This window comes from Acinetobacter sp. CY79 (assembly GCF_059515845.1).
Map to the genome: position 1 here is coordinate 26,632 of NZ_JCAKMY010000012.1, position 22,407 is coordinate 49,038.

The 22,407-nt window shown below is 42.0% G+C and carries 34 protein-coding genes and 1 pseudogene; 6 read left to right on the top strand and 29 right to left on the bottom strand.

All coding sequences use genetic code 11. The features are described 5' to 3' along the window. Window positions 1–13: 13 nt before the first annotated feature. From AC5YCE_RS06385 to AC5YCE_RS06520, 28 genes and pseudogenes are all read right to left on the bottom strand, one after another. Complete coding sequence (locus AC5YCE_RS06385; RefSeq protein WP_496124770.1) at window positions 14–1,021, bottom strand: DNA-directed RNA polymerase subunit alpha; 1,008 nt, start codon at window positions 1,019–1,021, stop codon at window positions 14–16. 17 nt (window positions 1,022–1,038) lie between these two features. Beyond that, window positions 1,039–1,665 (bottom strand): 30S ribosomal protein S4, encoded by a 627-nt coding sequence (gene rpsD / locus AC5YCE_RS06390; protein ID WP_496124769.1) that lies wholly within the window; start codon window positions 1,663–1,665, stop codon window positions 1,039–1,041. A gap of 12 nt (window positions 1,666–1,677) precedes the next feature. After that, on the bottom strand, window positions 1,678–2,064 hold the full coding sequence (gene rpsK, locus AC5YCE_RS06395; protein WP_004281491.1) for a 30S ribosomal protein S11: 387 nt from the start codon (window positions 2,062–2,064) through the stop codon (window positions 1,678–1,680). A 19-nt stretch (window positions 2,065–2,083) separates the two neighbouring features. Next, entirely contained in the window at window positions 2,084–2,440 is a 357-nt protein-coding gene (gene rpsM, locus AC5YCE_RS06400) for a 30S ribosomal protein S13 (protein WP_496124768.1), read from the bottom strand. Between the two features lie 105 nt (window positions 2,441–2,545). Further along, window positions 2,546–2,662, bottom strand: coding sequence for a 50S ribosomal protein L36 (gene rpmJ / locus AC5YCE_RS06405; protein ID WP_000867907.1), 117 nt, complete (start codon window positions 2,660–2,662; stop codon window positions 2,546–2,548). Window positions 2,663–2,683: 21 nt separating this feature from the next. Beyond that, window positions 2,684–4,003, bottom strand: coding sequence for a preprotein translocase subunit SecY (secY, locus tag AC5YCE_RS06410; RefSeq protein WP_496124809.1), 1,320 nt, complete (start codon window positions 4,001–4,003; stop codon window positions 2,684–2,686). A 45-nt stretch (window positions 4,004–4,048) separates the two neighbouring features. Continuing rightward, the gene (gene rplO, locus AC5YCE_RS06415; protein ID WP_496124767.1) at window positions 4,049–4,489 is read right to left on the bottom strand and encodes a 50S ribosomal protein L15; all 441 of its coding nucleotides are present in this window, start codon (window positions 4,487–4,489) and stop codon (window positions 4,049–4,051) included. Between the two features lie 3 nt (window positions 4,490–4,492). Next, window positions 4,493–4,669: a 50S ribosomal protein L30 gene (rpmD, locus tag AC5YCE_RS06420; RefSeq protein ID WP_005012961.1), complete on the bottom strand. Its 177-nt coding sequence runs from the start codon at window positions 4,667–4,669 to the stop codon at window positions 4,493–4,495. A gap of 6 nt (window positions 4,670–4,675) precedes the next feature. After that, window positions 4,676–5,173, bottom strand: a complete 498-nt coding sequence (rpsE, locus tag AC5YCE_RS06425) for a 30S ribosomal protein S5 (RefSeq protein WP_004657688.1) — start codon at window positions 5,171–5,173, stop codon at window positions 4,676–4,678. Window positions 5,174–5,175: 2 nt separating this feature from the next. Continuing rightward, on the bottom strand, window positions 5,176–5,526 hold the full coding sequence (gene rplR, locus AC5YCE_RS06430; protein WP_496124766.1) for a 50S ribosomal protein L18: 351 nt from the start codon (window positions 5,524–5,526) through the stop codon (window positions 5,176–5,178). Window positions 5,527–5,540: 14 nt separating this feature from the next. Continuing rightward, a complete protein-coding gene (gene rplF / locus AC5YCE_RS06435; protein WP_496124765.1) occupies window positions 5,541–6,074 on the bottom strand; it encodes a 50S ribosomal protein L6 in 534 nt (177 codons plus the stop codon). A 13-nt stretch (window positions 6,075–6,087) separates the two neighbouring features. Further along, window positions 6,088–6,483, bottom strand: coding sequence for a 30S ribosomal protein S8 (rpsH, locus tag AC5YCE_RS06440; RefSeq protein ID WP_496124764.1), 396 nt, complete (start codon window positions 6,481–6,483; stop codon window positions 6,088–6,090). Window positions 6,484–6,496: 13 nt separating this feature from the next. Next, window positions 6,497–6,802, bottom strand: coding sequence for a 30S ribosomal protein S14 (gene rpsN, locus AC5YCE_RS06445; protein ID WP_067762906.1), 306 nt, complete (start codon window positions 6,800–6,802; stop codon window positions 6,497–6,499). 9 nt (window positions 6,803–6,811) lie between these two features. Beyond that, window positions 6,812–7,348 (bottom strand): 50S ribosomal protein L5, encoded by a 537-nt coding sequence (gene rplE, locus AC5YCE_RS06450; RefSeq protein WP_496124763.1) that lies wholly within the window; start codon window positions 7,346–7,348, stop codon window positions 6,812–6,814. Window positions 7,349–7,364: 16 nt separating this feature from the next. Continuing rightward, the gene (rplX, locus tag AC5YCE_RS06455) at window positions 7,365–7,682 is read right to left on the bottom strand and encodes a 50S ribosomal protein L24 (RefSeq protein ID WP_496124762.1); all 318 of its coding nucleotides are present in this window, start codon (window positions 7,680–7,682) and stop codon (window positions 7,365–7,367) included. An 11-nt stretch (window positions 7,683–7,693) separates the two neighbouring features. After that, a complete protein-coding gene (gene rplN / locus AC5YCE_RS06460; protein WP_004725701.1) occupies window positions 7,694–8,062 on the bottom strand; it encodes a 50S ribosomal protein L14 in 369 nt (122 codons plus the stop codon). A gap of 91 nt (window positions 8,063–8,153) precedes the next feature. Further along, on the bottom strand, window positions 8,154–8,411 hold the full coding sequence (gene rpsQ, locus AC5YCE_RS06465; protein WP_122899910.1) for a 30S ribosomal protein S17: 258 nt from the start codon (window positions 8,409–8,411) through the stop codon (window positions 8,154–8,156). Continuing rightward, complete coding sequence (gene rpmC, locus AC5YCE_RS06470; RefSeq protein ID WP_496124761.1) at window positions 8,408–8,605, bottom strand: 50S ribosomal protein L29; 198 nt, start codon at window positions 8,603–8,605, stop codon at window positions 8,408–8,410. The genes rpsQ and rpmC overlap by 4 nt, the downstream gene beginning before the upstream one ends. Next, window positions 8,605–9,018 (bottom strand): 50S ribosomal protein L16, encoded by a 414-nt coding sequence (gene rplP / locus AC5YCE_RS06475; protein ID WP_496124760.1) that lies wholly within the window; start codon window positions 9,016–9,018, stop codon window positions 8,605–8,607. The genes rpmC and rplP overlap by 1 nt, the downstream gene beginning before the upstream one ends. Beyond that, a pseudogene (gene rpsC, locus AC5YCE_RS06480) lies at window positions 8,958–9,774 on the bottom strand (30S ribosomal protein S3). The gene rplP and the pseudogene rpsC overlap by 61 nt, the downstream one beginning before the upstream one ends. A 1-nt stretch (window position 9,775) precedes the next feature. After that, window positions 9,776–10,105 (bottom strand): 50S ribosomal protein L22, encoded by a 330-nt coding sequence (rplV, locus tag AC5YCE_RS06485; RefSeq protein ID WP_067762914.1) that lies wholly within the window; start codon window positions 10,103–10,105, stop codon window positions 9,776–9,778. 9 nt (window positions 10,106–10,114) lie between these two features. Continuing rightward, window positions 10,115–10,390, bottom strand: coding sequence for a 30S ribosomal protein S19 (rpsS, locus tag AC5YCE_RS06490; RefSeq protein WP_004281508.1), 276 nt, complete (start codon window positions 10,388–10,390; stop codon window positions 10,115–10,117). Between the two features lie 19 nt (window positions 10,391–10,409). Then, window positions 10,410–11,234 carry a 50S ribosomal protein L2 gene (gene rplB / locus AC5YCE_RS06495; protein WP_067661646.1) on the bottom strand — a complete coding sequence of 275 codons (825 nt, stop codon included), beginning with the start codon at window positions 11,232–11,234 and terminating at the stop codon, window positions 10,410–10,412. Between the two features lie 11 nt (window positions 11,235–11,245). Next, complete coding sequence (gene rplW / locus AC5YCE_RS06500; RefSeq protein WP_496124759.1) at window positions 11,246–11,566, bottom strand: 50S ribosomal protein L23; 321 nt, start codon at window positions 11,564–11,566, stop codon at window positions 11,246–11,248. Continuing rightward, entirely contained in the window at window positions 11,563–12,165 is a 603-nt protein-coding gene (gene rplD / locus AC5YCE_RS06505; RefSeq protein ID WP_005012993.1) for a 50S ribosomal protein L4, read from the bottom strand. Before rplD ends, rplW begins: the two co-directional genes overlap by 4 nt. Window positions 12,166–12,176: 11 nt before the next feature. Then, window positions 12,177–12,815, bottom strand: coding sequence for a 50S ribosomal protein L3 (rplC, locus tag AC5YCE_RS06510; protein WP_496171442.1), 639 nt, complete (start codon window positions 12,813–12,815; stop codon window positions 12,177–12,179). Window positions 12,816–12,874: 59 nt separating this feature from the next. Then, window positions 12,875–13,186 carry a 30S ribosomal protein S10 gene (rpsJ, locus tag AC5YCE_RS06515; protein ID WP_004725677.1) on the bottom strand — a complete coding sequence of 104 codons (312 nt, stop codon included), beginning with the start codon at window positions 13,184–13,186 and terminating at the stop codon, window positions 12,875–12,877. Window positions 13,187–13,462: 276 nt separating this feature from the next. Beyond that, a complete protein-coding gene (locus tag AC5YCE_RS06520) occupies window positions 13,463–14,188 on the bottom strand; it encodes a type 1 glutamine amidotransferase (protein ID WP_496171443.1) in 726 nt (241 codons plus the stop codon). A gap of 157 nt (window positions 14,189–14,345) precedes the next feature. Between AC5YCE_RS06520 and AC5YCE_RS06525 the strand changes: the two genes are divergently transcribed. The 6 genes from AC5YCE_RS06525 to AC5YCE_RS06550 all read left to right on the top strand — a co-directional run bounded on the left by AC5YCE_RS06525 (window position 14,346) and on the right by AC5YCE_RS06550 (window position 20,756). Next, window positions 14,346–15,548 carry a PLP-dependent transferase gene (locus tag AC5YCE_RS06525; protein WP_496171444.1) on the top strand — a complete coding sequence of 401 codons (1,203 nt, stop codon included), beginning with the start codon at window positions 14,346–14,348 and terminating at the stop codon, window positions 15,546–15,548. A 24-nt stretch (window positions 15,549–15,572) separates the two neighbouring features. After that, window positions 15,573–17,156, top strand: coding sequence for a helicase HerA-like domain-containing protein (locus AC5YCE_RS06530; protein ID WP_496171445.1), 1,584 nt, complete (start codon window positions 15,573–15,575; stop codon window positions 17,154–17,156). 177 nt (window positions 17,157–17,333) lie between these two features. Next, a complete protein-coding gene (locus AC5YCE_RS06535) occupies window positions 17,334–18,095 on the top strand; it encodes a globin domain-containing protein (RefSeq protein WP_496171486.1) in 762 nt (253 codons plus the stop codon). A 96-nt stretch (window positions 18,096–18,191) separates the two neighbouring features. Next, window positions 18,192–18,647, top strand: a complete 456-nt coding sequence (locus tag AC5YCE_RS06540) for an RrF2 family transcriptional regulator (protein WP_496171446.1) — start codon at window positions 18,192–18,194, stop codon at window positions 18,645–18,647. A 196-nt stretch (window positions 18,648–18,843) separates the two neighbouring features. Beyond that, the gene (gene yihA / locus AC5YCE_RS06545) at window positions 18,844–19,680 is read left to right on the top strand and encodes a ribosome biogenesis GTP-binding protein YihA/YsxC (RefSeq protein WP_496171447.1); all 837 of its coding nucleotides are present in this window, start codon (window positions 18,844–18,846) and stop codon (window positions 19,678–19,680) included. A gap of 131 nt (window positions 19,681–19,811) precedes the next feature. Beyond that, the gene (locus AC5YCE_RS06550) at window positions 19,812–20,756 is read left to right on the top strand and encodes a metal-dependent hydrolase (protein WP_496171448.1); all 945 of its coding nucleotides are present in this window, start codon (window positions 19,812–19,814) and stop codon (window positions 20,754–20,756) included. A 162-nt stretch (window positions 20,757–20,918) separates the two neighbouring features. On the opposite strand, the gene AC5YCE_RS06555 is transcribed toward AC5YCE_RS06550, so the two are convergent. Then, the gene (locus AC5YCE_RS06555) at window positions 20,919–22,175 is read right to left on the bottom strand and encodes a dicarboxylate/amino acid:cation symporter (RefSeq protein WP_496171449.1); all 1,257 of its coding nucleotides are present in this window, start codon (window positions 22,173–22,175) and stop codon (window positions 20,919–20,921) included. Window positions 22,176–22,407: the final 232 nt, after the last annotated feature.

Consider the following 22,407-nt stretch of genomic DNA (forward strand, 5'->3'; position numbering starts at 1 on the left):
TAGTCCTACTTAATTAACGGCTACGATAAGCAAAGCGATCGTCCATACGGAGGCTAGCCGGTGGCCAGTTCTCTAAACGCATGCCCAATTGCAAAGCTTTCGATGCCAGAACATCTTTAATCTCAGTCAACGATTTTTTACCTAAGTTAGGAGTTTTAAGCAACTCAACTTCAGTACGTTGAACAAGATCACCGATGTAGTAAATATTTTCTGCTTTCAAACAGTTAGCAGAACGAACAGTAAGCTCTAGATCATCTACTGGACGAAGCAAGATTGGATCAACTTCTTCACGAGGTTCTTGAGCAACTGGAGCTTGATCTTTCTGAAGATCAACAAAAATTGCAATTTGTTGTTGCAAGATTGTTGCCGCTTTACGGATTGCTTCTTCTGGATCTACAGTACCATTTGTTTCAAGATCAATGACCAACTTGTCAAGATCTGTACGTTGTTCAACACGAGCGTTTTCCACTGTGTAAGAAACACGTTTGATTGGGCTATAAGAAGCATCTAATTGTAAACGACCCACTGGGCGAGTTTCGCCTTCAGGGAAGCGTGAATCAGAAGTTTCATAACCACGACCTTGAACAACTTTCAAGCGCATTTTTAATGAGCCTGAAGCACTTAATGTGCCGATCAAGTGTTCTGGGTTGATCACTTCAACATTATGAGGTAAACGAAGGTCAGCTGCAGTTACGTCACCTGCCCCTTGTTTCTCTAATGTTAAATATGCTTCATTTTGATCGAACAGCTTAATAGACAATCCTTTAAGGTTCAGCAAGAGCTCGACGATGTCCTGCTGCAAGCCTTCTAAAGTACTGTACTCGTGCTCGACGCCTTCGATTTCAACTTCTACCACAGCAGCGCCAGGTAAAGAAGATAAAAGAATGCGACGTAAAGCATTACCTAGAGTATGGCCAAAGCCACGCTCTAATGGTTCTAGAATCACTTTTGCCGAGGTCCCGCTTGCCGCTTCGACCTTGATCGCTTGCGGAGTTAGAAACTCGTTTGCAGTACGCGTCATTATTGCTACCTCAAGGATTATTTAGAATACAATTCAACAATCAAGCTTTCGTTGATTTCAGCAGGTAAATCAGAACGATCAGGTGCAGATTTGAATGTACCTTCTAACTTAGATGAATCAATTTCCATCCAAGAAGGAGTACCACGTTGAGCAGCTAATTCAATTGCGTTTTTAATACGTAATTGTTGTTTAGAGCTCTCGTGTACTGCAATCACGTCACCCGCTTTAACTTGGATTGAAGCGATGTTAACGCGACGACCATTTAAAGTGATTGAACGGTGAGATACAAGCTGACGAGCTTCTGCACGTGTAGAACCAAAGCCCATACGATAAACGACGTTATCAAGACGGCTTTCAAGCAATTTCAACAAGTTTTCACCTGTTGCGCCTTTAACACGAGCAGCTTCTTTATAGTAGTTACTAAATTGACGCTCTAAAACACCGTACATACGACGTACTTTTTGTTTTTCACGTAATTGTAGTGAATACTCAGATTGTTTGCTGCCACGAGCCCCGCCATGTTGGCCAGGAGCTTTAGCATGTTTTTTAGTTTTAACATCAAACGGTTTAACGCCTGATTTAAGTTGCAGGTCTGTCCCTTCGCGGCGAGAGAGTTTGCATTTTGGACCAATATAACGAGCCATGAATGATTCTCCTTAGACGCGACGTTTTTTAGGTGGACGGCAACCGTTGTGCGGGATTGGAGTCACATCGGTAATGCTATTAATTTTATAACCCACTGCACCTAAAGCACGAACCGCAGATTCACGACCTGGACCAGGACCTTTAACAAGGACATCCAAGTTTTTCAAACCGTAGTCCAAAGCTGCTTTACCAGCAACTTCAGCAGCTACCTGAGCAGCGAACGGAGTTGATTTACGTGATCCACGGAAGCCTTGTCCACCTGAAGTGGCCCAAGCCAGTGCATTACCTTGACGATCGGTAATAGTCACAATGGTGTTATTAAAAGAAGCGTGAATGTGTGCAACACCTTCAGAGACGGTACGAGTGACCTTCTTGCGTGCGCGTGTATCTTTAGCCATCTTTTAGCTTCCAGAAATCTTATTTCTTAATCGGTTTGCGCGGACCTTTACGGGTACGTGCGTTAGTTTTGGTGCGTTGTCCGCGGACAGGCAAGCTGCGACGATGACGAAGACCGCGGTAGCAGCCTAAATCCATTAAACGTTTGATGTTCATGGAAATTTCGCGACGTAAATCACCTTCGGTAGGAACCTTAGTAACTTCTGCACGAATCGCATCAAGCTGAGCATCATCTAATTCACGAATCTTAGTAGTAGTAGCGATACCAACAGCAGCTAAGATGTTCTTAGCAGTGTGACGGCCAATACCAAAGATATACGTAAGAGAGATAACAGCATGCTTGTTATCCGGAATGTTTACACCGGCAATACGAGCCATTCATTTTCTCCAAAAAGGCAGCAAAGATAATCAACCGCCCGACAAAATCTTGAGGGGCGGATAATAACCTAATTAGCCTACTGAAATCAACAGGTCTTGATCAGATTAACCTTGACGCTGCTTATGACGAGGTTCTGCGCTGCAAATTACGCGAATAACCCCATTACGACGGATAACTTTACAGCTACCACAAATTTTCTTTACAGAAGCTTGAACTTTCATAACGAAACCTTCTAAGTGCGCTTATCCCTTAGGATGAGCAGTCGTTTTACTCATTAGCGTCTGATTATCATACTGACGTGATGTGAGATGAGCTTGTAGCTGAGCCATAAAGTCCATCACAACAACAACCACGATTAACAATGATGTACCACCAAGGTGGAAAGGAATACCAAATGAACTTTGCAGTACCATCGGCATTAAACACACAACTGTAATATAGATTGCGCCAATAAAAGTCAAACGACTAAGAATATGATCTAAATAACGAGCAGTTTGCTCACCTGGGCGAATACCAGGTACATAAGCTCCACTACGCTTTAAATTTTCAGAGACTTCTTTAGGACTAAATACTAATGCCGTATAGAAGTAACAGAAGAATATAATGAGCGCACCGAAAAGCACCAAATACAACGGTTGTCCAGGCGACAAAACTAATGCCAAATCTTGTAGTGTACGCTTTACAATTCCTGCACTAGGATCAGAACTACCTAACCATTGACCTAAACTCGCAGGGAACAACAATAACGAACTAGCGAAAATTGCTGGAATCACCCCTGCCATGTTAATTTTCAATGGCAAATGCGTCTGTTGTGCAGTAAATACTCGACGACCTTGCTGCTTTTGAGCATAGTTAACAGGTATACGACGTTGTGCCTTTTCAATAAACACAATAGCTGCCAAAACAGCCAAAGATAATAAACCAAAAACTGCTATACCAATTAGGCTGGACTGACCATTTTCCACAAGGGTAAATGACTGTACGACCATGCTTGGCAAACCAGCAACAATCCCTGCAAAAATGATCATCGAGATACCATTACCAACACCACGTTCGGTAATTTGCTCTCCTAACCACATGAGGAACATGGTACCCGCAACTAAAGAAGTTAGCGCTGGAATGTAAAAAGCAAGACCAGAAGTAAAGGTAATTCCTTGACTAATGAGTCCTGCACACATCCCAATACCTTGCACCAAAGCAAGAAATAAGGTGCCGTAGCGAGTATATTGGTTAATCTTACGTTTGCCCTGCTCGCCCTCTTTCTTTAATGCTTCTAGCGATGGGACTACCGATGACATCAACTGCACAATAATAGATGCAGAAATGTACGGCATAATCCCTAACGCAAGAATGGACATTCGTTCCAATGCCCCGCCAGAAAACATATTAAACAGGCCGAGGAATGTACCCTCATTGGCTTGGAAAAAACGTTCTAAAGCGACATTATCAATACCTGGCAGCGGAATATGCGCTCCTAGTCGAAAGACAACCAACGCAGCTACCAAAAATAACAAACGTTGAATGATTTCACGGTACTTCACGTGAAATGGTTGCCCCTTCATCATGTGAACATGACCTGTAGAACTAGGAGACATAGACACTCGCGATTACTCCTCGACTTTACCGCCAGCAGCTTCAACAGCAGCTTTAGCGCCTTTAGTCAATGCAACACCTTGAACAGTGAACGCACGAGTGATTTCACCAGAAAGAACAATACGAGCACGAATCATATCTTTACGTACAACGTTTGCCGCTTTCAAAGTTTCCAAAGTAACGATATCGCCTTCAACTTTTGCAAGTTCAGACAAACGTACTTCAGCAGTTTTCAATGCCAATTGGCTAGTGAAACCGAATTTAGGCAAACGACGATATAACGCAGTTTGACCGCCTTCGAAACCAGGACGTGTACCACCGCTCTTACGTGAGTTTTGACCTTTGACACCACGGCCACCAGTCTTACCAACACCAGAACCGATACCACGGCCTAGACGAAGGTTATCACGCTTAGCACCTTCTGCAGGCGCAATTGTATTTAAACGCAGAGTCATGGCTTATTCCTCTACACTAACCATATAGTAGACTTGGTTGATCATACCACGGTTAGAAGGCGTGTCTTGCACTTCAACAGTATGACCAATACGACGCAGACCTAAACCTTTAAGGCTAAGCTTGTGATTTTTCAAGCGATGCGATGAAGATTTAGTCTGGGTAACTTTAATCGTTTTCATGATTGATTACCCTTGAATTTGTTCTACTGAAAGACCACGTTTCGCAGCAACCTTCTCAGGAGAAGTCATATCACGCAAACCTTTGAAAGTTGCGTTTACTACGTTAGCAGCGTTAGTAGAACCATAACATTTAGCAAGTACGTTGTGTACACCAGCTGCTTCTAGAACGGCACGCATTGCGCCACCAGCAATTACGCCAGTACCTTCAGAAGCAGGTTGCATGTAAACACGGCTTGCACCATGACGAGCATTCACAGGGTGTTGCAGAGTAGTACCTGCAAGATCAACAGTGATCATGTTGCGACGAGCAGCTTCAAGTGCTTTAGAAATAGCAGCTGGAACTTCACGTGCTTTACCACGACCAAAACCTACGCGACCATTACCATCACCCACAACTGTTAATGCTGTGAAAGAGAAGATACGACCACCCTTAACAACTTTGGCTACACGATCAACGGCAACCAGCTTTTCAACAAGACCTTCGTTTTGTTCAACTTTAGCCATGATTAGAACTCCAAGCCGTTTTCACGAGCAGCATCAGCCAAGGCTTTGATACGACCATGATATTTGAAACCAGAACGGTCAAATGCAACTTTAGTTACGCCAGCTGCTTTAGCACGCTCTGCGATTAAAGCACCTACTTTAGTTGCAGCATCAACGTTACCAGTTGAACCAGCACGTAAAGTAGCATCTAAAGTTGAAGCTTGCGCTAAAACTTTGCCACCATCTGCTGAGATAACTTGAGCATAGATGTGACGCGGAGTGCGGTTTACACACAAACGAGTCGCACCCAATGCACGGATGTGCAAGCGTGTGCTTTTCGCACGACGCAAACGGGTTTGTTTCTTTTCGTTCATAAGAACCTCGCGCCTTATTTCTTCTTAGCTTCTTTACGAAGAACAACTTCATCCGAATAACGAACACCTTTACCTTTATACGGCTCTGGTGGACGGTATCCACGGATATCTGCAGCTACTTGACCCAACATATGTTTGCTTGCTGATTTCAAAACGATTTCAGTAGCAGTTGGAGTTTCAGCAGTTACACCTTCAGGAAGTTTATAATCAACTGGGTGAGAAAAACCTAAGTTAAGATGAACAGTATCACCTTTAACAGCAGCTTTATAACCAACACCAATTAACTGTAACTTACGTTCGAAACCTTCGCTTACACCTTTCACAAGGTTGTTAAGCATAGCGCGAGCAGTACCAGCTTGCATCCAAGCGTCTTTCGACTCTGTTTTAGGAGCAATCTGAAGTGTACCTTCTTCCTGATTAAGCTCGACCAGCGCATGCAGGTTGAAAGACAATGTACCTTTGCTGCCTTTCACTTCGACCTGCCGGCCGTTCTGAGTAACTGTTACACCGTTAGGTACAGTTACTGGGGCTTTAGCCACACGAGACATGAGGAATCACCTATTAAGAAACAAAAGCAACAACTTCACCACCGATACCTGCAGCACGTGCAGCGCGATCAGTCATGATGCCTTTGCTTGTAGAAACAATTGCAATACCTAAACCTTGCTTAACGCTTGGAAGTGCATCTTTACCGCGATATTGACGTAGACCTGGACGGCTTACGCGTTTCACAGTTTCGATAACTGGTTTGCCTTCGAAATATTTTAAAGTAATCGTTAACGTAGGTTTGCCTTCGTTTTCAGCAACCGCTACATCAGCGATATAACCCTCTTGTTGAAGAACGTTTGCAATAGCAACCTTCAACTTAGAGTTAGGCATAGAAACAGTTTGTTTCTTCGCCATTTGTGCGTTACGAACACGTGTTAGCATGTCGGCAACGGTATCTTGCATACTCATTTATAGTCGCTCCTTACCAGCTTGCCTTAACAACGCCCGGTACATCACCTTGCATTACTGTTTCACGTAATTTGTTACGGCTTAGACCGAACTTACGGAAGTAACCATGAGGACGACCAGTTAAACCACAACGGTTACGAAGACGTACTGGAGACGCATTACGTGGTAATGCTTGAAATTTCATCATCGCTTCGAAACGCTCTTCGTCGCTCGCATTTACGTTTGCAATAATCGCTTTTAATTCAGCGCGTTTTGCAGCGTATTTAGCAACAGTAGCTTCGCGTTTCAATTCGCGATTAATCATACCTTTCTTAGCCATATCGACCTCTTATTTGAACGGGAAGCCGAATGCACGCATAAGCGCACGGCCTTCGTCATCGGTGCGAGCAGTCGTAGTAATAGTAATATCCATACCACGAATACGATCAATCTTATCAAAGTCGATTTCAGGGAACATGATTTGTTCCTTTAAACCCATTGAATAGTTACCACGACCATCAAATGATTTCGCAGAAAAACCGCGGAAGTCACGAATACGAGGGATCGCGATAGAGATCAAACGGTCTAAGAATTCGTACATACGTTCGCCGCGTAAAGTCACTTTACAACCAATCGGCCAACCATCACGGATTTTGAAACCAGCGATAGATTTGCGAGCTAATGTAAGAACTGGTTTTTGACCAGCAATTGCTTGCATATCTGAAAGAGCGCCATCTAACAATTTCTTGTCAGCAGAAGCAGCACCAACACCCATGTTGATGGTAATTTTTGTGATGCGTGGAATTTCCATCACATTCTTAACGCCCAAAGTTTCTAACAATTGAGCTTTAAGTTCGTCGTTATAACGTGTTTTAAGTCTGGCCATAGCCTAATTCAACCTATTACTTCGCTACCGCCACTGATTCACCATTAGATTTGAATACGCGAGTTTTCACGCCTTCTACTACTTGGTAACCAACACGGTCAGCCTTTTGGGTTGTAGCATTAAAAATTGCCACGTTAGAGATATGAAGCGAAGCTTCTTGTGTAACGACAGCGCCTTCAGCACCTGTTGCACGATTAGGCTTTTGATGCTTCTTAACCAAATTCAAGCCTTCAACAAGAACACGGTCATTCGAAACAGACAAAACAGAACCCTGTTTGCCTTTTTCTTTACCTGCGATCACAATTACTTGATCGCCTTTTTTAATCTTAGCCATGATTGCCTCTATTATAGAACTTCAGGAGCCAATGAAATGATTTTCATGAACTGTTCAGTACGAAGTTCACGAGTCACTGGTCCGAAAATACGAGTAGCAATCGGAGCTTTGTTGTTGTTTAAAATAACAGCAGCGTTGTCATCAAAACGGATCACAGAACCGTCTGGACGACGAATGCCGAATTTTGTACGTACAACAACTGCATTCATCACGTCACCTTTTTTAACACGGCCACGTGGAATTGCTTCTTTTACAGTAACTTTAATAATGTCGCCAACAGAAGCATAACGACGATGTGAACCACCTAGTACTTTGATACATTGTACGCGGCGAGCACCACTGTTGTCTGCTACGTCGAGCATACTTTCGGTCTGAATCATTGCCCTACTCCAAAACCGAGCATCACCGGTCACATTTTCGAAAGGCTCAAAGAGTACTCGAAATTGACCGATGATGCAACAAGAACGTTAATTACTCAGCTGCAGCTTCAATTACTTCAACTAAAGTCCATGACTTAGTTTTAGACATTGGGCGGCATTCTTTAATGGTTACAACGTCGCCAGCTTTAGCAGTGTTGTTCTCATCATGAGCGTGTAATTTTGTTGAACGGCGAATCGATTTGCCATACAACGGATGTTGAACGCGGCGTTCGATAAGAACAACGATAGACTTATCCATCTTGTCGCTTACTACTTTACCTGTTAACGTGCGAACTGTTTGCTCACTCATTGTGCGTTCTCCTGTTTTTCGGTAAGGAGGGTCTTGATGCGAGCAATTGTCTTACGAGTAAGCGCAACTTCATGCGATTTACCCAATTGACCAGTTGATTTCGCCATGCGAAGACGGAATTGGTTCAACTGTTGCTCATCAAGCAAAGCTGTCAATTCTTCTACCGACTTTTCACGTAGATCTTTAATATTCATTACATTACCGTCCGAGTCACGATAGTGGTTTTAAACGGTAGTTTAGCAGCAGCAAGCTTGAAAGCTTCTGTAGCCAATTCTTCGTTAACACCATCAATTTCGTACAAGACTTTACCTGGTTTGATTTGACAAACCCAGTATTCCACCGAACCTTTACCTTTACCCATACGCACTTCAAGAGGCTTAGAGGTAATTGGTTTGTCTGGGAAAACACGGATAAAGATTTTACCACCACGTTTAATACGACGGCTGATTGTACGACGCGCTGCTTCAATTTGACGCGCAGTCATTTGACCACGTTCAATTGATTTAAGAGCGATTGTACCAAAAGATACAGTGCTACCGCGGTGAGCTAGACCAGTGTTACGGCCTTTCTGCACTTTACGGAATTTTGTACGTTTAGGTTGCAACATGGTTTATTCTCCTTTTTCAGCAGAACGATCATTGCGACGACCACGACGCTCTTGACCTTCACCACGACCGCGACCGCGTTTAGCTGGACGATCTTCAGCAGGAGCAGGGTTCATGACTTGTTTCATGCCACCTAAGATCTCACCACGGAAAATCCACACTTTAACGCCGATCGTACCGTAAGTAGTTTCAGCACGTACTGAAGTGTAGTCGATGTCAGCACGAAGTGTATGCAAAGGCACACGACCTTCACGATACCACTCAGTACGAGCAATCTCTGCACCACCAAGACGACCAGAAACTTCAACTTTAATACCTTTAGCACCAGAACGCATAGAGTTCTGAACCGCACGCTTCATAGCACGACGGAACATTACACGTTTTTCTAATTGAGAAGCGATAGCTTCACCAACTAGACGAGCGTCTAAGTCTGGGCGATCGATTTCGTTGATGCTTACTTGCGCAGGAACACCCATAATAGATGTTAATTCGCGTTGTAATTTCTCAATGTCTTCGCCTTTTTTACCGATTACGATACCAGGACGAGCAGTGCTAATAGTAACTTTAGCAGCGCCAGTAGGACGTTCGATAAGAATATTGCTCACCATCGCATTCTTAAGTTTTTTGTTCAAAAACTCACGAACTTGAAGATCTTTAAGCAAGTATTCAGCATATTGTTTCGGACTCGCGTACCAGTTAGCGTTATGACGTTTCACAACACCTAGGCGGATACCGATTGGATGAACCTTCTGACCCATATCAAACCCCTACCTTAACGGTGATGTGACAAGTACGCTTAGTAATACGATCTGCACGGCCTTTAGCACGTGGCAAAATACGTTTCAGGCTAGTGCCTTCATCAACGTAGATCGTAGAAACTTTAAGGTCGTCTACATCTAAACTGTTATTGTGTTCAGCGTTAGCAATCGCAGATTCCAAAGCTTTTTTAACTAAAACTGCAGCTTTTTTGTTGCTGAAGTTTAAGATGTTAAGCGCGTGAGCAACTGATTTGCCACGGATTAAATCTGCAACTAAACGAGTTTTTTGTGCCGAGATAGCGGCACCGCGTAATTTAGCAGTAACTTCCATCATAGCACCTTAACGTTTAGACTTCTTGTCAACACCGTGACCACGATAGGTACGAGTTGGCGCGAATTCACCGAGTTTATGACCAACCATATGTTCAGATACAATCACTGGAACATGGTTACGGCCATTATGGACAGAAATTGTTAAACCAACAAAATCCGGGAGGATCATCGAACGACGCGACCAAGTTTTGATCGGCTTACGGTTATTAGCCGCGATAGCCGCTTCAACCTTAGCGAACAAGTGCGCATCGACGAATGGGCCTTTTTTCAGAGAACGAGGCATTGTCAGATTCCTTTACTTGTTACTTAACGCGACGGTCGCGAATGATCATCTTAGTCGTACGCTTATTGGTACGTGTTTTGTACCCTTTAGCTTTTTGACCCCATGGGCTTACAGGTTGAATACCTTTGTTACGCCCTTCACCACCACCATGTGGATGGTCAACTGGGTTCATCGCCATACCACGAACGGTAGGACGAACACCACGCCAGCGAGCTGCACCAGCTTTACCGAGTGAACGAAGGTTGCTTTCTTGGTTAGAAACTTCACCAAGAACTGCACGGCATTCAACGTGAATTTTACGCATCTCGCCTGAACGTAGACGAACAATAGCGTAAGAACCGTCACGACCCAACAACTGAACTGAAGTACCAGCTGAACGAGCGAGTTGCGCGCCTTTACCGATTTTAAGTTCGATGTTGTGAAGAGTAGAACCGATAGGCATGTTGCGAAGTGGTAAACAGTTACCTGGACGAATTGGAGCATCGTTACCAGACTGTACTTTATCACCAGCGCGAAGGCCTTTAGGAGCGATGATATAACGACGCTCACCATCAGCATACAATACAAGTGCAATGTGTGCAGTACGGTTAGGATCGTATTCGATACGCTCTACAGTTGCAGGAATACCATCTTTGTTACGTTTGAAGTCAACAATACGGTAGTTCTGCTTATGACCGCCACCTACGTGACGAGTCGTGATGTGACCGTTATTATTACGACCACCAGTACGTTTTTTAGCTTCAACCAACGGAGCATAAGGCGCGCCTTTGTGAAGATGGTCGTGAACGACTTTCTCTACAAAGCGACGTCCTGGAGACGTTGGCTTACATTTTTGAATAGGCATAATTCTCGTCCTTATTCCGCTGTGCTTTCAGCGGTATCGCCCAAGTCAGCCATTTCAACATCTTGGCCAGCTTTCAGGGTGACGTATGCTTTTTTAACATCAGAACGACGTCCTAATGTTTTACCAAAGCGTTTAGTCTTACCTTTAGTGATAGTCGTGTTAACTTTAACAACTTCTACACCAAACAATTGTTCAACTGCTTTTTTGATTTCAAGTTTGTTTGCGTTGATCGCAACTTTAAAAACTTGAACACCAGCAGTCTCACCTAAAACTTGAGCTTTTTCTGAGAATACAGGTCCTTGTAGGACTTGATAGATACGTTCGTTGTTCATCCGAGTTCTACCTCAATTTTCTTAGCAGCAGCTACAGACATAACAACTTTGTCAAACGCAATCAAGCTAACAGGATCGATTGCAGCAGCATCAACCACATCTACATGTGGAATGTTACGAGCAGCAAGATACAAGTTCTCATCAACAGCATCTGTAACGATCAAAGCGCGAGTCGCATTTAAGTCGTTAAGTTTTGCAAGCAATTCTTTAGTTTTTGGAGCAGCAACAGCAAACTCTTCCACTAAAACTAAGCGATCTTGACGAACAAGTTCAGCTAGGATGCATTGCATAGCACCGCGATACATTTTACGGTTTACTTTTTGAGACCAGTCTTGTGGACGAGCAGCAAAAGTTTTACCACCGCCAACCCAGATTGGGCTACGAATAGAACCAGCACGTGCGCGGCCAGTACCTTTTTGACGGAATGGTTTTTTACCACCGCCAGATACATCACCACGTGATTTTTGAGCTTTAGAACCTTGACGACCACCAGCTAAATAAGCTGTAACAACTTGGTGTACAAGAGCTTCATTAAACTCACGCCCGAAAGCAACTTCAGACAATTCAACAGCAGAGCCGGAAACAGTATTTAAATTCACAATATTTCCCCTCAAGCCTTGATCGTAGGACGAACAGTAACGTCACCACCAGTAGCACCAGGGACTGCACCCTTAACTACTAGAACTGAACGTTCAGTATCGATAGCAACAATCTCAAGACCCTGTGTAGTTACACGTTCAGCACCTAAATGGCCAGCCATTTTTTTGCCTTTGAACACGCGACCAGGAGTCTGGTTTTGACCTGTAGAACCTAAAACACGGTGAGAAACTGAGTTACCGTGAGTAGCATCTTGCGTACGGAAGTTCCAACGCTTAACACCACCTTGGAAACCTTTACCTTTAGAAGTACCAGTTACGTCAACAATTTGACCAACTGAGAACAACTCAACAGTAAGAGAACCACCAACTTCACGACCTTCAAGCTCAGCTTCTGAAACACGGAATTCTTGAACTAAACGACCAGCAGCAACACCCGCTTTAGCGAAGTGACCTTTCTGAGGGTTAGTTACGCGAGATTCGCGACGTTCACCAGTAGTGATTTGAATCGCTTGATAACCATCAGTTTCAAGCGTTTTGATTTGAGTGATGCGGTTAGGATCAACCTCAATCACTGTAACAGGTACAGAAACACCAGCATCTGTAAAGATACGAGTCATACCGCACTTGCGACCGACTAAACCAATAGCCATGTGCATAAACCTCTAAAAAAGCGGCTTAATTAACTTAAAACGTTAATTAACCGAAAGCCTTAACCCAATGCGATCTGAACATCAACACCAGCTGCAAGATCCAACTTCATCAACGCGTCAACAGTTTTATCTGTAGGTTGAACGATATCGATCAAACGCTTGTAAGTACGGATTTCATACTGATCACGCGCGTCTTTGTTAACGTGCGGTGATGTTAGAACGTTAAAACGTTCGATGCGAGTTGGCATCGGGATTGGACCACAAACTTGTGCGCCAGTACGTTTTGCTGTTTCTACGATCTCTTGAGAAGATTGATCAATTAAACGATGATCAAAAGACTTCAAACGGATACGGATTCTCTGGTTAGACATACCAGTAAACTCCAAGCCAAAATATATAAAGAATCACCCATGACGCATCTCCCCCTATTCAAAACAAGGCGAGTGTCAAAGGCAGTGAAAATCACTAAGGTCATGATCGATGCCACGACTGTAACGACCTAAACAACATTCAGCGTTGTTTAGCCCTCAATATTTAAGGGTCGCCCATTATAACGATTGTTTAAGTGTTAAGCAAACCTATTTGGCGATTTATTTTAAACATAGCCCTTATGAAATATCTATTTACTGGTATACGGAAGCATCACTTTATGCACTTAGAACATAGTCAATTGCATCATTTAAAAATTGGTTGCCTGGTTTAAACTGTGTTGTTTTACTTTTTCTGAGCAGCTCTAATGGTTGTACAAAAGATCCTCTAAAGGTGTGATCATGCTCCTCATTATCAATAAAAGATTGCAAGACTTGCGGGGTTATTTCTGGATGAAATTGAAAACCAAGTACATTACGCCCTATTTGATACATTTGATTTGCACATACTTTGTTCTCAAGTAGGCGTATCCCCCCTTTGGGTATTTCAAAGGTTTCACTATGCCAGTGCATCACGGTAAGTTTTTCTGGCACACAAAAATATTCACCATTGACTGTATGACTTCGACTGACTTCAAACCACCCTAACTCTTGTTCTGAATTACGACTCACATTTGCCCCTAAAGCATTCGCGATGAGCTGACCACCCAAACACAGCCCTATGGCTGGCTTTCCTTGTGATAAATATCGTCTTAACCACCTTTTTTCCACCGTTAACCATGGAAAGTTAGCTTCATCATTAACACTCATCGTGCCTCCCATGATGATCAACAGATCCACATCCTTTATTAAAGGTAATGCTTCAATATCTAATGATCGATCTACAGGAAGTGCAAAGAATTCTGTTGCACTTAATTGTGCGCCTTTAGCTATTAAATATTCATAGCAACTGCCAAAACCTTCACCTGCAATATGCTGAAAATAATGAACTTTTAAATTTTTCATTCAAATTTTCCTGATCTTTATTATATAAGTACTTTAACTTTGCAAAAATGAAGCCAACCCGATGAAATTTTATTATTTTTAAACAAATCATTGCTTTGTTTAACCCGAATATTATGTTTTGCTAATGCTTATTCTGTTTTTAATTTTGAGCTGAGCTGTGAAGAAAAATCCACAAACCCATCTGATCCATGCACCTCGTAAAGCCCCACAGTTTATCTCTAGCGTACAACCTCCTATTTATCGTGCGTCTACGATTATTTTTAAAAATACAGACGCTTTATTTAATCGTCATTGGACAGATGACTATGATTATAGCTATGGCACACATGGTACACCCACTACATTCACACTTGCCGATAACATTGCACAAATAGAAGGCGGTGAATTCTGCTTACTTGCACCAAGTGGATTGTCTGCAATTAATTTAGTTAATTCCTGTTTTTTAGCTCAGGGTGATGAGGTTTGGGTATCAGACAATATTTATGGTCCCAACATGGAACATTTGCTTAACCTAGAAGCTCGTTACGGCATCCAAGTCAAAATTTACAACTCAATAGACGTTGATAGTTTTCGACCCACTGCGCAAGCCAAGCTCATCTGGCTCGAAGCAGCTGGTTCAGTCACCTTAGAATTTCCTGACCTAGAGGGATTGGTTTTAAAAGCAAAATCTAAGAATATTTTGACTGCCCTCGATAACACTTGGGGGGCTGGGTTAGCCTTTAATGCATTTGATTTTGGTCAACAACATTTAAGTGTTGATATGACTGTACACGCCTTAACGAAATACCCAAGTGGTGGCGGTGACATTCTCATGGGATCTATTGTGACGCGCGACAAGAAGCTGCATCACCAATTATTTAAAATGCATGCCTTACAAGGTATTTCTGTATCTGGCGATGATGTTGCACAAATTCAACGTAGTTTGGCATCGATGAAAATTCGTTATGAAACTCAAGCAGAGTCTGCGCTTCAACTTCTTGATTGGCTAAAACAACAGAATGAGTTTGTGCAAGTGTTGCATCCAGCTGATTCAGAATCAGCTGGCCATCATTACTGGAGAGATATTTGTTTAACTGAGCAAAGTGCTGGACTTGTGAGCGTTATTTTCAATCCTCAATATACACTTGCTGATATCCGTTATTTCTGCGATCAACTACAATTATTTAAGCTTGGATTCAGTTGGGGTGGCCCTGTGAGCCTGGTGATGTTGTATAACTTAAAAGACATGCGCAAATTAGAAAATACACATTTGCAACAAGGTTTACTGGTTCGTTTTTGTATAGGACTGGAACATCCTCAAGATTTAATCCAAGATATAGAAAATGCGCTAAAACAACTGCATACGCATAAAAATGAATAATTGAAAATATAAAAAGGTATCGCTATGGGCACACCAATTGTCATCGCTAAAAAAACCACAAATACTCAACAAGATGTTGTCTTACATTCACAGTTCGCGAACCGTCATGGTTTGATTGCGGGTGCGACAGGTACTGGTAAGACTGTCACCTTAAAAGTATTGGCAGAAAGTTTTTCACGTATTGGTGTGCCCGTATTCTTAGCTGATGCCAAAGGCGATGTTTCGAGTCTTGCGAAAGCGGGTGAACCCAATCCTAAATTTAAAGAGCGTATTCAAAGTTTAAACATCGAGTCTATTCCATTCGCTGCCTCACCCGTCGTTTTTTGGGATTTGTTTGGTGAGCAAGGCCATCCGATTCGTACTACAGTTTCAGAGATCGGTCCTCTGCTACTGTCACGCATGTTGAATTTGAATGACACACAAGAAGGCGTACTTTCAGCGATTTTCCGTATCGCAGATGATAAAGGGCTATTGCTGATTGATTTTAAAGATCTCAAAGCAATGATCACCTATGTGAGTGAACATGCTGCCGACTTTAAAGCTGAGTATGGCAATCTCTCTCCTGCAAGTTTAGGTGCAATTCAACGAAACTTGCTTGCACTTGCAGATCAAGGGGGTGATAAGTTCTTTGGCGAACCCGCACTCAATATTATGGATTTCATCCAAACTGATGATCAAGGGCGAGGTAATATCAATTTATTGGCTGCCGATAAGTTGATGAATACACCTAAGCTATATGCAACCTTTTTATTATGGATGCTTTCAGAGTTGTTTGAACAACTTCCTGAAGTCGGCGATATGGATAAGCCTAAATTAGTGTTCTTCTTTGATGAAGCACATTTGCTATTTGATAATGCCAGCGATGCCTTACAAGAAAAAATTGAACAAGTCGTTCGTTTGATTCGCTCCAAAGGTGTCGGCATTTATTTTGTCACACAGAATCCTCTCGACCTACCTGAAAGCGTACTAGGTCAATTGGGTAACCGTGTTCAACATGCACTTCGCGCATTTACACCGAAAGATCAAAAAGCTGTAAAAACAGCTGCCGATACCTTTCGTGCAAATCCTGAATTTGAAGTGGATCAAGCCATCACAGAATTAGGTGTAGGTGAAGCTTTAATTAGCTGTCTAGATGAGCAAGGTATTCCCCAAATTGTTGAACGCGCTTGGGTGATGCCTCCTTATTCTTCATTTAGTCCGATTACAACAGATGAACGTAAAGGACTAATGAATCAAAGTGTTGTCGCAGGTATCTACGAAAAAGAAGTTGATCGTGAAAGTGCCTTTGAAATGCTGCAAAATAAGGTTGCAGAACGCCAACAACAAGCTGCTCAAGCAGAACAAGATAAAGTTGAGGCCAAAGAACAAGAAGCATTGGCTAAACAACAAGCTAAAGAAGCTGAAGTCCTTGCAAAACAACAGGCTCGCCAACAGGATCTCCTTCTCAAAGAACAACAAAAAGAAGCTGAACGCTCAGCGAAGCAACGTGAGAAAATGACACAGGACATTTTGGGTACATTTGCTAAAAGTGCTGCACGAAGTCTCGGTGGATCAACAGGTCAAAAGATCGTTCGTGGTTTACTCGGTTCTTTATTTGGTAAGAAATAAGCTCCTAAACCCTATCTCCCCCTCATTCACTTTACAGATTATTTAGCTAAAAATTATGGGATATTTTAATATCCCATAATTTTTTTATGGTTTTCTAATTTTGGCTATTGTAGTAATAAATTTAAAGATGTATTTTAAATACATCTTATAACTCTGAATAGAAGTAAAAGCATGAATATGACTCCTGAGCATATCGAACTTGTTAAAAGTACTGTTCCTGTTCTGCGCGAAAATGGCGTAGCATTAACTAGCTATTTCTATCAACGTATGTTGAAAAATAACCCTGAACTCAACAACGTATTTAACCTTGATCACCAAAGTACAGGTCGTCAACCACGCGCTCTAGCAGCTGCTGTTTTGGCTTATGCTGAACATATTGAGAATCCAAGTGTTTTAGCAAAAGCTATTGAACACATCACCACGAAACATGTCAGCTTAGATATTCGTCCTGAGCAATATGCAATTGTCGGTGAAAACCTATTACATTCAATCAGTGAAGTTCTTGATGTCCCAATGGAAGCAGAACTGATCGCTGCATGGAAAGCTGCTTACTTACAACTTGCAGATATCTTAATTGGTGTAGAGAAACAGAAATACGAAAATCTTGCAGCACAAACTGGCGGTTGGGCTGGATGGCGTAAATTCAACATTACCCATATCGAAGGTAATGACAAGTCAAAACGCATTACCCTGCATCCTCAAGATCAACAAGCAATTCTTCCTGCTCAACCTCGTGACTACATTTCTGTACGTGTTGAAGTACCAGGACAAAATTTAAAACAACCTCAACAGTTCACTTTTGTCACAGCACAATCAACTCAATACACCTTTGATGTGATTGCTGAAGAAAACCCAACTGATTTTTCAGTGGCCAATATTCTGCTGAATCATTACAACATTGGCGATGTGGTTGAAGTTACAGCGCCACTCAGCCGTTAATTTAAACTCGTATCCAAGCTAAAACTTAGCCTGCCAAGTTTTCTTTTAAGGACTTTCAGGCTAAGATTCCTTGAATCCTTCAAATTTGATCCAGTTATGCAACTCAATAAATTTTCTGATTATGCATTACGTGTCTTAATGTACATCTCAAGACCACGAGATTTACCTTACACGATTGCTGAACTCGCGGAAAATTTGCTTGTCTCTCAAAATCACTTGGTCAAAATCGTCCATTTTATGTCGAAAAAGAAATGGATTATAACCACGCGTGGTAAAGGTGGTGGGATCAGAATCAATCCAACAGCTTTAGATTTCAAGCTGGGCGATGTTTTAAGAATTCTGGAAGGTGATCAACAGGTCGTAGAGTGTAATACTCCACCTTGCGTCCTCCGTAGTCAGTGCGGTTTAAAGGGTATTTTAAATCATGCTGTTGAACAATTTTATCAAAGTCTTAATCAATATACCTTAGCCGAAGCATTTAGATCCCGTCCTCCAGCTTCTTCATTAAGCACACATACATCAAACAATGCGATTGATTTTCTAGCGCTTTAAAACAACCGACCAGAAATGAATGTTTTCCAGTTTTTAAAAGCCTATCGCATCTGAATTCAATTCAATTTTTCATTCACCTTTCAAAACTTAACAACCACAATCACTTTGAATTTAAAACTCTCGCTGACAAAGTTCGCTTGGATTCCCGACTTGCTTTATAATACGCAATTGTTGGTCATTTTATTGAAGTTGAGTTATGCATCGCAGTAGTGGAAAGTCTAAGAATTCAAAGACATCAAACGCGCCTAAACAAAAGATTAGCTATGAAAAGGCGGTTGATCCTGCGATCACAGAATATGCTGTTTCAGCACTCAACTGGTTATGTAAAGCCGAATTCTTAATGAGTGCGCCAAAGCTCAGTATTTGTGTTGAAGACACTGGTTATGAAATTGCTTTTGCTGGACGTTCCAATGCTGGTAAATCAAGCGCAATCAATGCCTTGACCAATCAAAAGCAATTGGCCCGCGCATCAAAACGTCCTGGCCGTACGCAAATGATCAACTTCTTTAGCTTGGGCAATCCTGATCAGCGTCTAGTCGATTTACCGGGTTATGGCTATGCTGCCGTACCCGAAGCCATGAAAATCGTATGGCAAAAAGAACTTGAGAATTACTTGATTCATCGTCAAAGCTTGCAAGGTTTGGTGTTATTGATGGATATTCGCCATCCACTTCAACACTTTGATGTCATGATGTTGGAATGGGCCCATTCGCGTAAATTATTCGTTCACGTGTTACTCACCAAAGCTGATAAATTGAATCGTGGCCCTGCTTCCAAAACGCTTCAAGAAGTGCAAGCCCAATTGAAGAAAATGAAATTGAACTTCTCTATTCAATTGTTCTCTTCACTGAACCGAATCGGTTTGGAAGAGTTAGCCAGTGTCATGGGTGGTCGTTTGAACTATACCCTCGAATATCCACAAGGTTTCGACATGTCTGCAATTCCTGAAGCTTCAGAAAGTGATATAGATCTAGATACGGATTCAGATCTAGAAACTGAAACTGACCCATCTATTGAAAAATTGGATAAATAATCCATTGAGATATTTTTGTTAGACACAAAAGATCACATATTGATAGATGAATGTCCCCAATTGCTAATAACAATCGGGGGCATTTTTTTATACTGAATGATAAGTAACACAACAATAATTCAGGAAATGTGATGAAACTATTGGCTAAATTAAAAAATAGTAAGATTGGATCGTCTATTCAGTATCACATCAAACCACGTAAGGTTAAATTTGAATGGGCTGAAACGCCTGTGGATTGGATTCCAGATCAACCCTTTACCAGCTATTTCATTAATGAAATTAATAATATTTTGCCTGCAGGTGAATTTTGGTTCTGTCGCCTTTACAACAAAGTTCTGCCGAAAATTACCGATGAAAAATTGGCAGAAGATGTAAAAGCATTTATTCGCCAAGAAGCCATGCATGCTCAAGCACATAATTCAGCCAATAAAGAATATCTCTCTGCTCGTAATATTGATATTCAACGTAATTTAGACCTTATGGATTTCCTATTTGGAAAATTACTTGCAGACCAACCACTGGGCATTAAAGTTCCAGAAATACTCGATCATCAATGGGATTTATTCCGCTTAGGCGTTGTTGCGACCGTTGAACATATGACCTGCGTCTTAGGTAAATATGCACTCTATAATAAGAAATGGGGTGAACTTGGCGCTGATGCCAATATGCTGGATTTAGTTAAATGGCATGGTGCTGAAGAAATCGAACATCGTACTGTTGCTTTTGATCTGTATCGTCATCTGGGTGGTGGCTACATTTCTCGTTATTATCAAAGCGTGATTGTGATTGCCGCGGTGCTTGGATTATGGGTTGATGGTGCTGCACATATTATGAGTCAAGATCCTCGCTATGCATCTATAAAACCCGCAGTATATAAACCTTGGATCTGGCGTGAATGGGCGCGTATCGCTCAAAAAGATAACCGCATTTTGCCACATCCATTGTGGTTAGTATCACAACAATTGGGTTATTTAATGCCTTGGTATGATCCAGTTCATGAGGCAAAAACTGAAGATGCGATTGCGTACCTTGATCAATCACCAGCAGCAAAGCGTGCTGCATTAAAAGTCGCTTAATCACCTCCTCAACATTTATTCAGTCATACAAAAAGCCTGCAATATTTCATACTGCAGGCTTTTTTCATTTCAATTCATACGTGTCGTCAATCAATCATCACTTCATGAATAAACAGCAAAACCATTAAAGGTGATGATCAGCACAATCTGAGATAAAGATATTTAACTCGATGATACCGCATCCATTTGTTCATCATTGTCACGAGTATGACGATCCACAACCACGCTGATCATCATATCCCCTTGAACATTCACCACAGTTCGCACGGTATCCAATAAGCGATCAATCGGTAATAAAATAGCAATCGCTTCTGCTGGTAAGCCTACAGACTGAAGCACCATAATCATGGTCACCATACCCGCACTTGGAATACCTGGTGCACCAAGTGATGCGATCATTGCGGTTGCACAGACAATCAACTGTTGCCCGAGCGTTAAATCTAAACCCATTAAATTCGCAATGAATAATGCTGCAGCGGCCTCATACAAGGCAGTGCCATCCATATTTAACTGTGTGCCTAAAGGAATCACGAATCCTGCTGTTTGCGGTCTAACACCCAAATTTTCTTGCGCACATTTGAGCGATAATGGCATGGTGGCAGAACTTGAACTGGTCGCAAACGCTGTAATCAAGGCTGTTCGTGCACCTTTAAAAAAGGTGATTGGATCCATTTTTCCAAAAACCCAAAGGAGTAGTGGTAATACCACCACCCCATGGAAAATCGTCGTTCCTGTCACCACAGCAGCAAACTCAGCCAATCGACTCAGTACAGAGATATCTTCAGTGGCAATGAGTTTTGCCAACAAAGCAAAAATACCCAATGGTGCGATCTTCATCACCCAACCAATCATCAACATCATAATGTCGAAAAATTGCTGGCTCAGCTGACGCACCCCATTAAATTTCTCACCGCCTTTCACCAATGCAACACCAATCATTAAAGCAAACAAAACCACAGCCAACACATTGCCTTCCGCGAATGCTTTGAAGGGGTTGATCAAAGTATTTTGAATAAAATTAGTGAAAAATGAAGACGGCGTTAGCGTATCAGGAGACTGATGCTGATCCATTGCATCTTTAAAAAATGCAACATCTACACCCTTCCCGACATCAAATAAATGCGCACACGTTAACCCTAAAATTAACGCCAGTGACGTCGTGGTCACACAACATGCGAGCGTGATTTTCCACGTTCGCCCGAGCTGCCCCCCGGACTGGAGATTAGACACCCCGACCACAATTGAGCTAAAAATCAAAGGAATTAACAGTAATTTCAGCAATCCAATAAAAATACTGCTGATTAATCCCAACCCGTAAATACTGCCTGTGAAAAATGACGTTTCAGGAAAGAGATTTAATAAAAAACCAAATGCGACACCAAATATTGCGGCAATCAAAATCTGCGTATTCAAGCTCATAGCATCATGCTTTATTTTTAAAAACGTGACTGCACTATGCCATGCCGACTTCTGGCAATCGAGAGATTTTTTGTGAGAAGTTCAGCATTTATTTTGAATACTTTATGAAGAAATTAAACGCTTTTAGATACGTACTTCTTAGAAATAAATGAGCCCTGATTTAAACAGGGCTTTTGCTTGAGTGCTCTACAAATATGAGCGAGCCAGATTTCAAATAGATTATTTGAAGAAT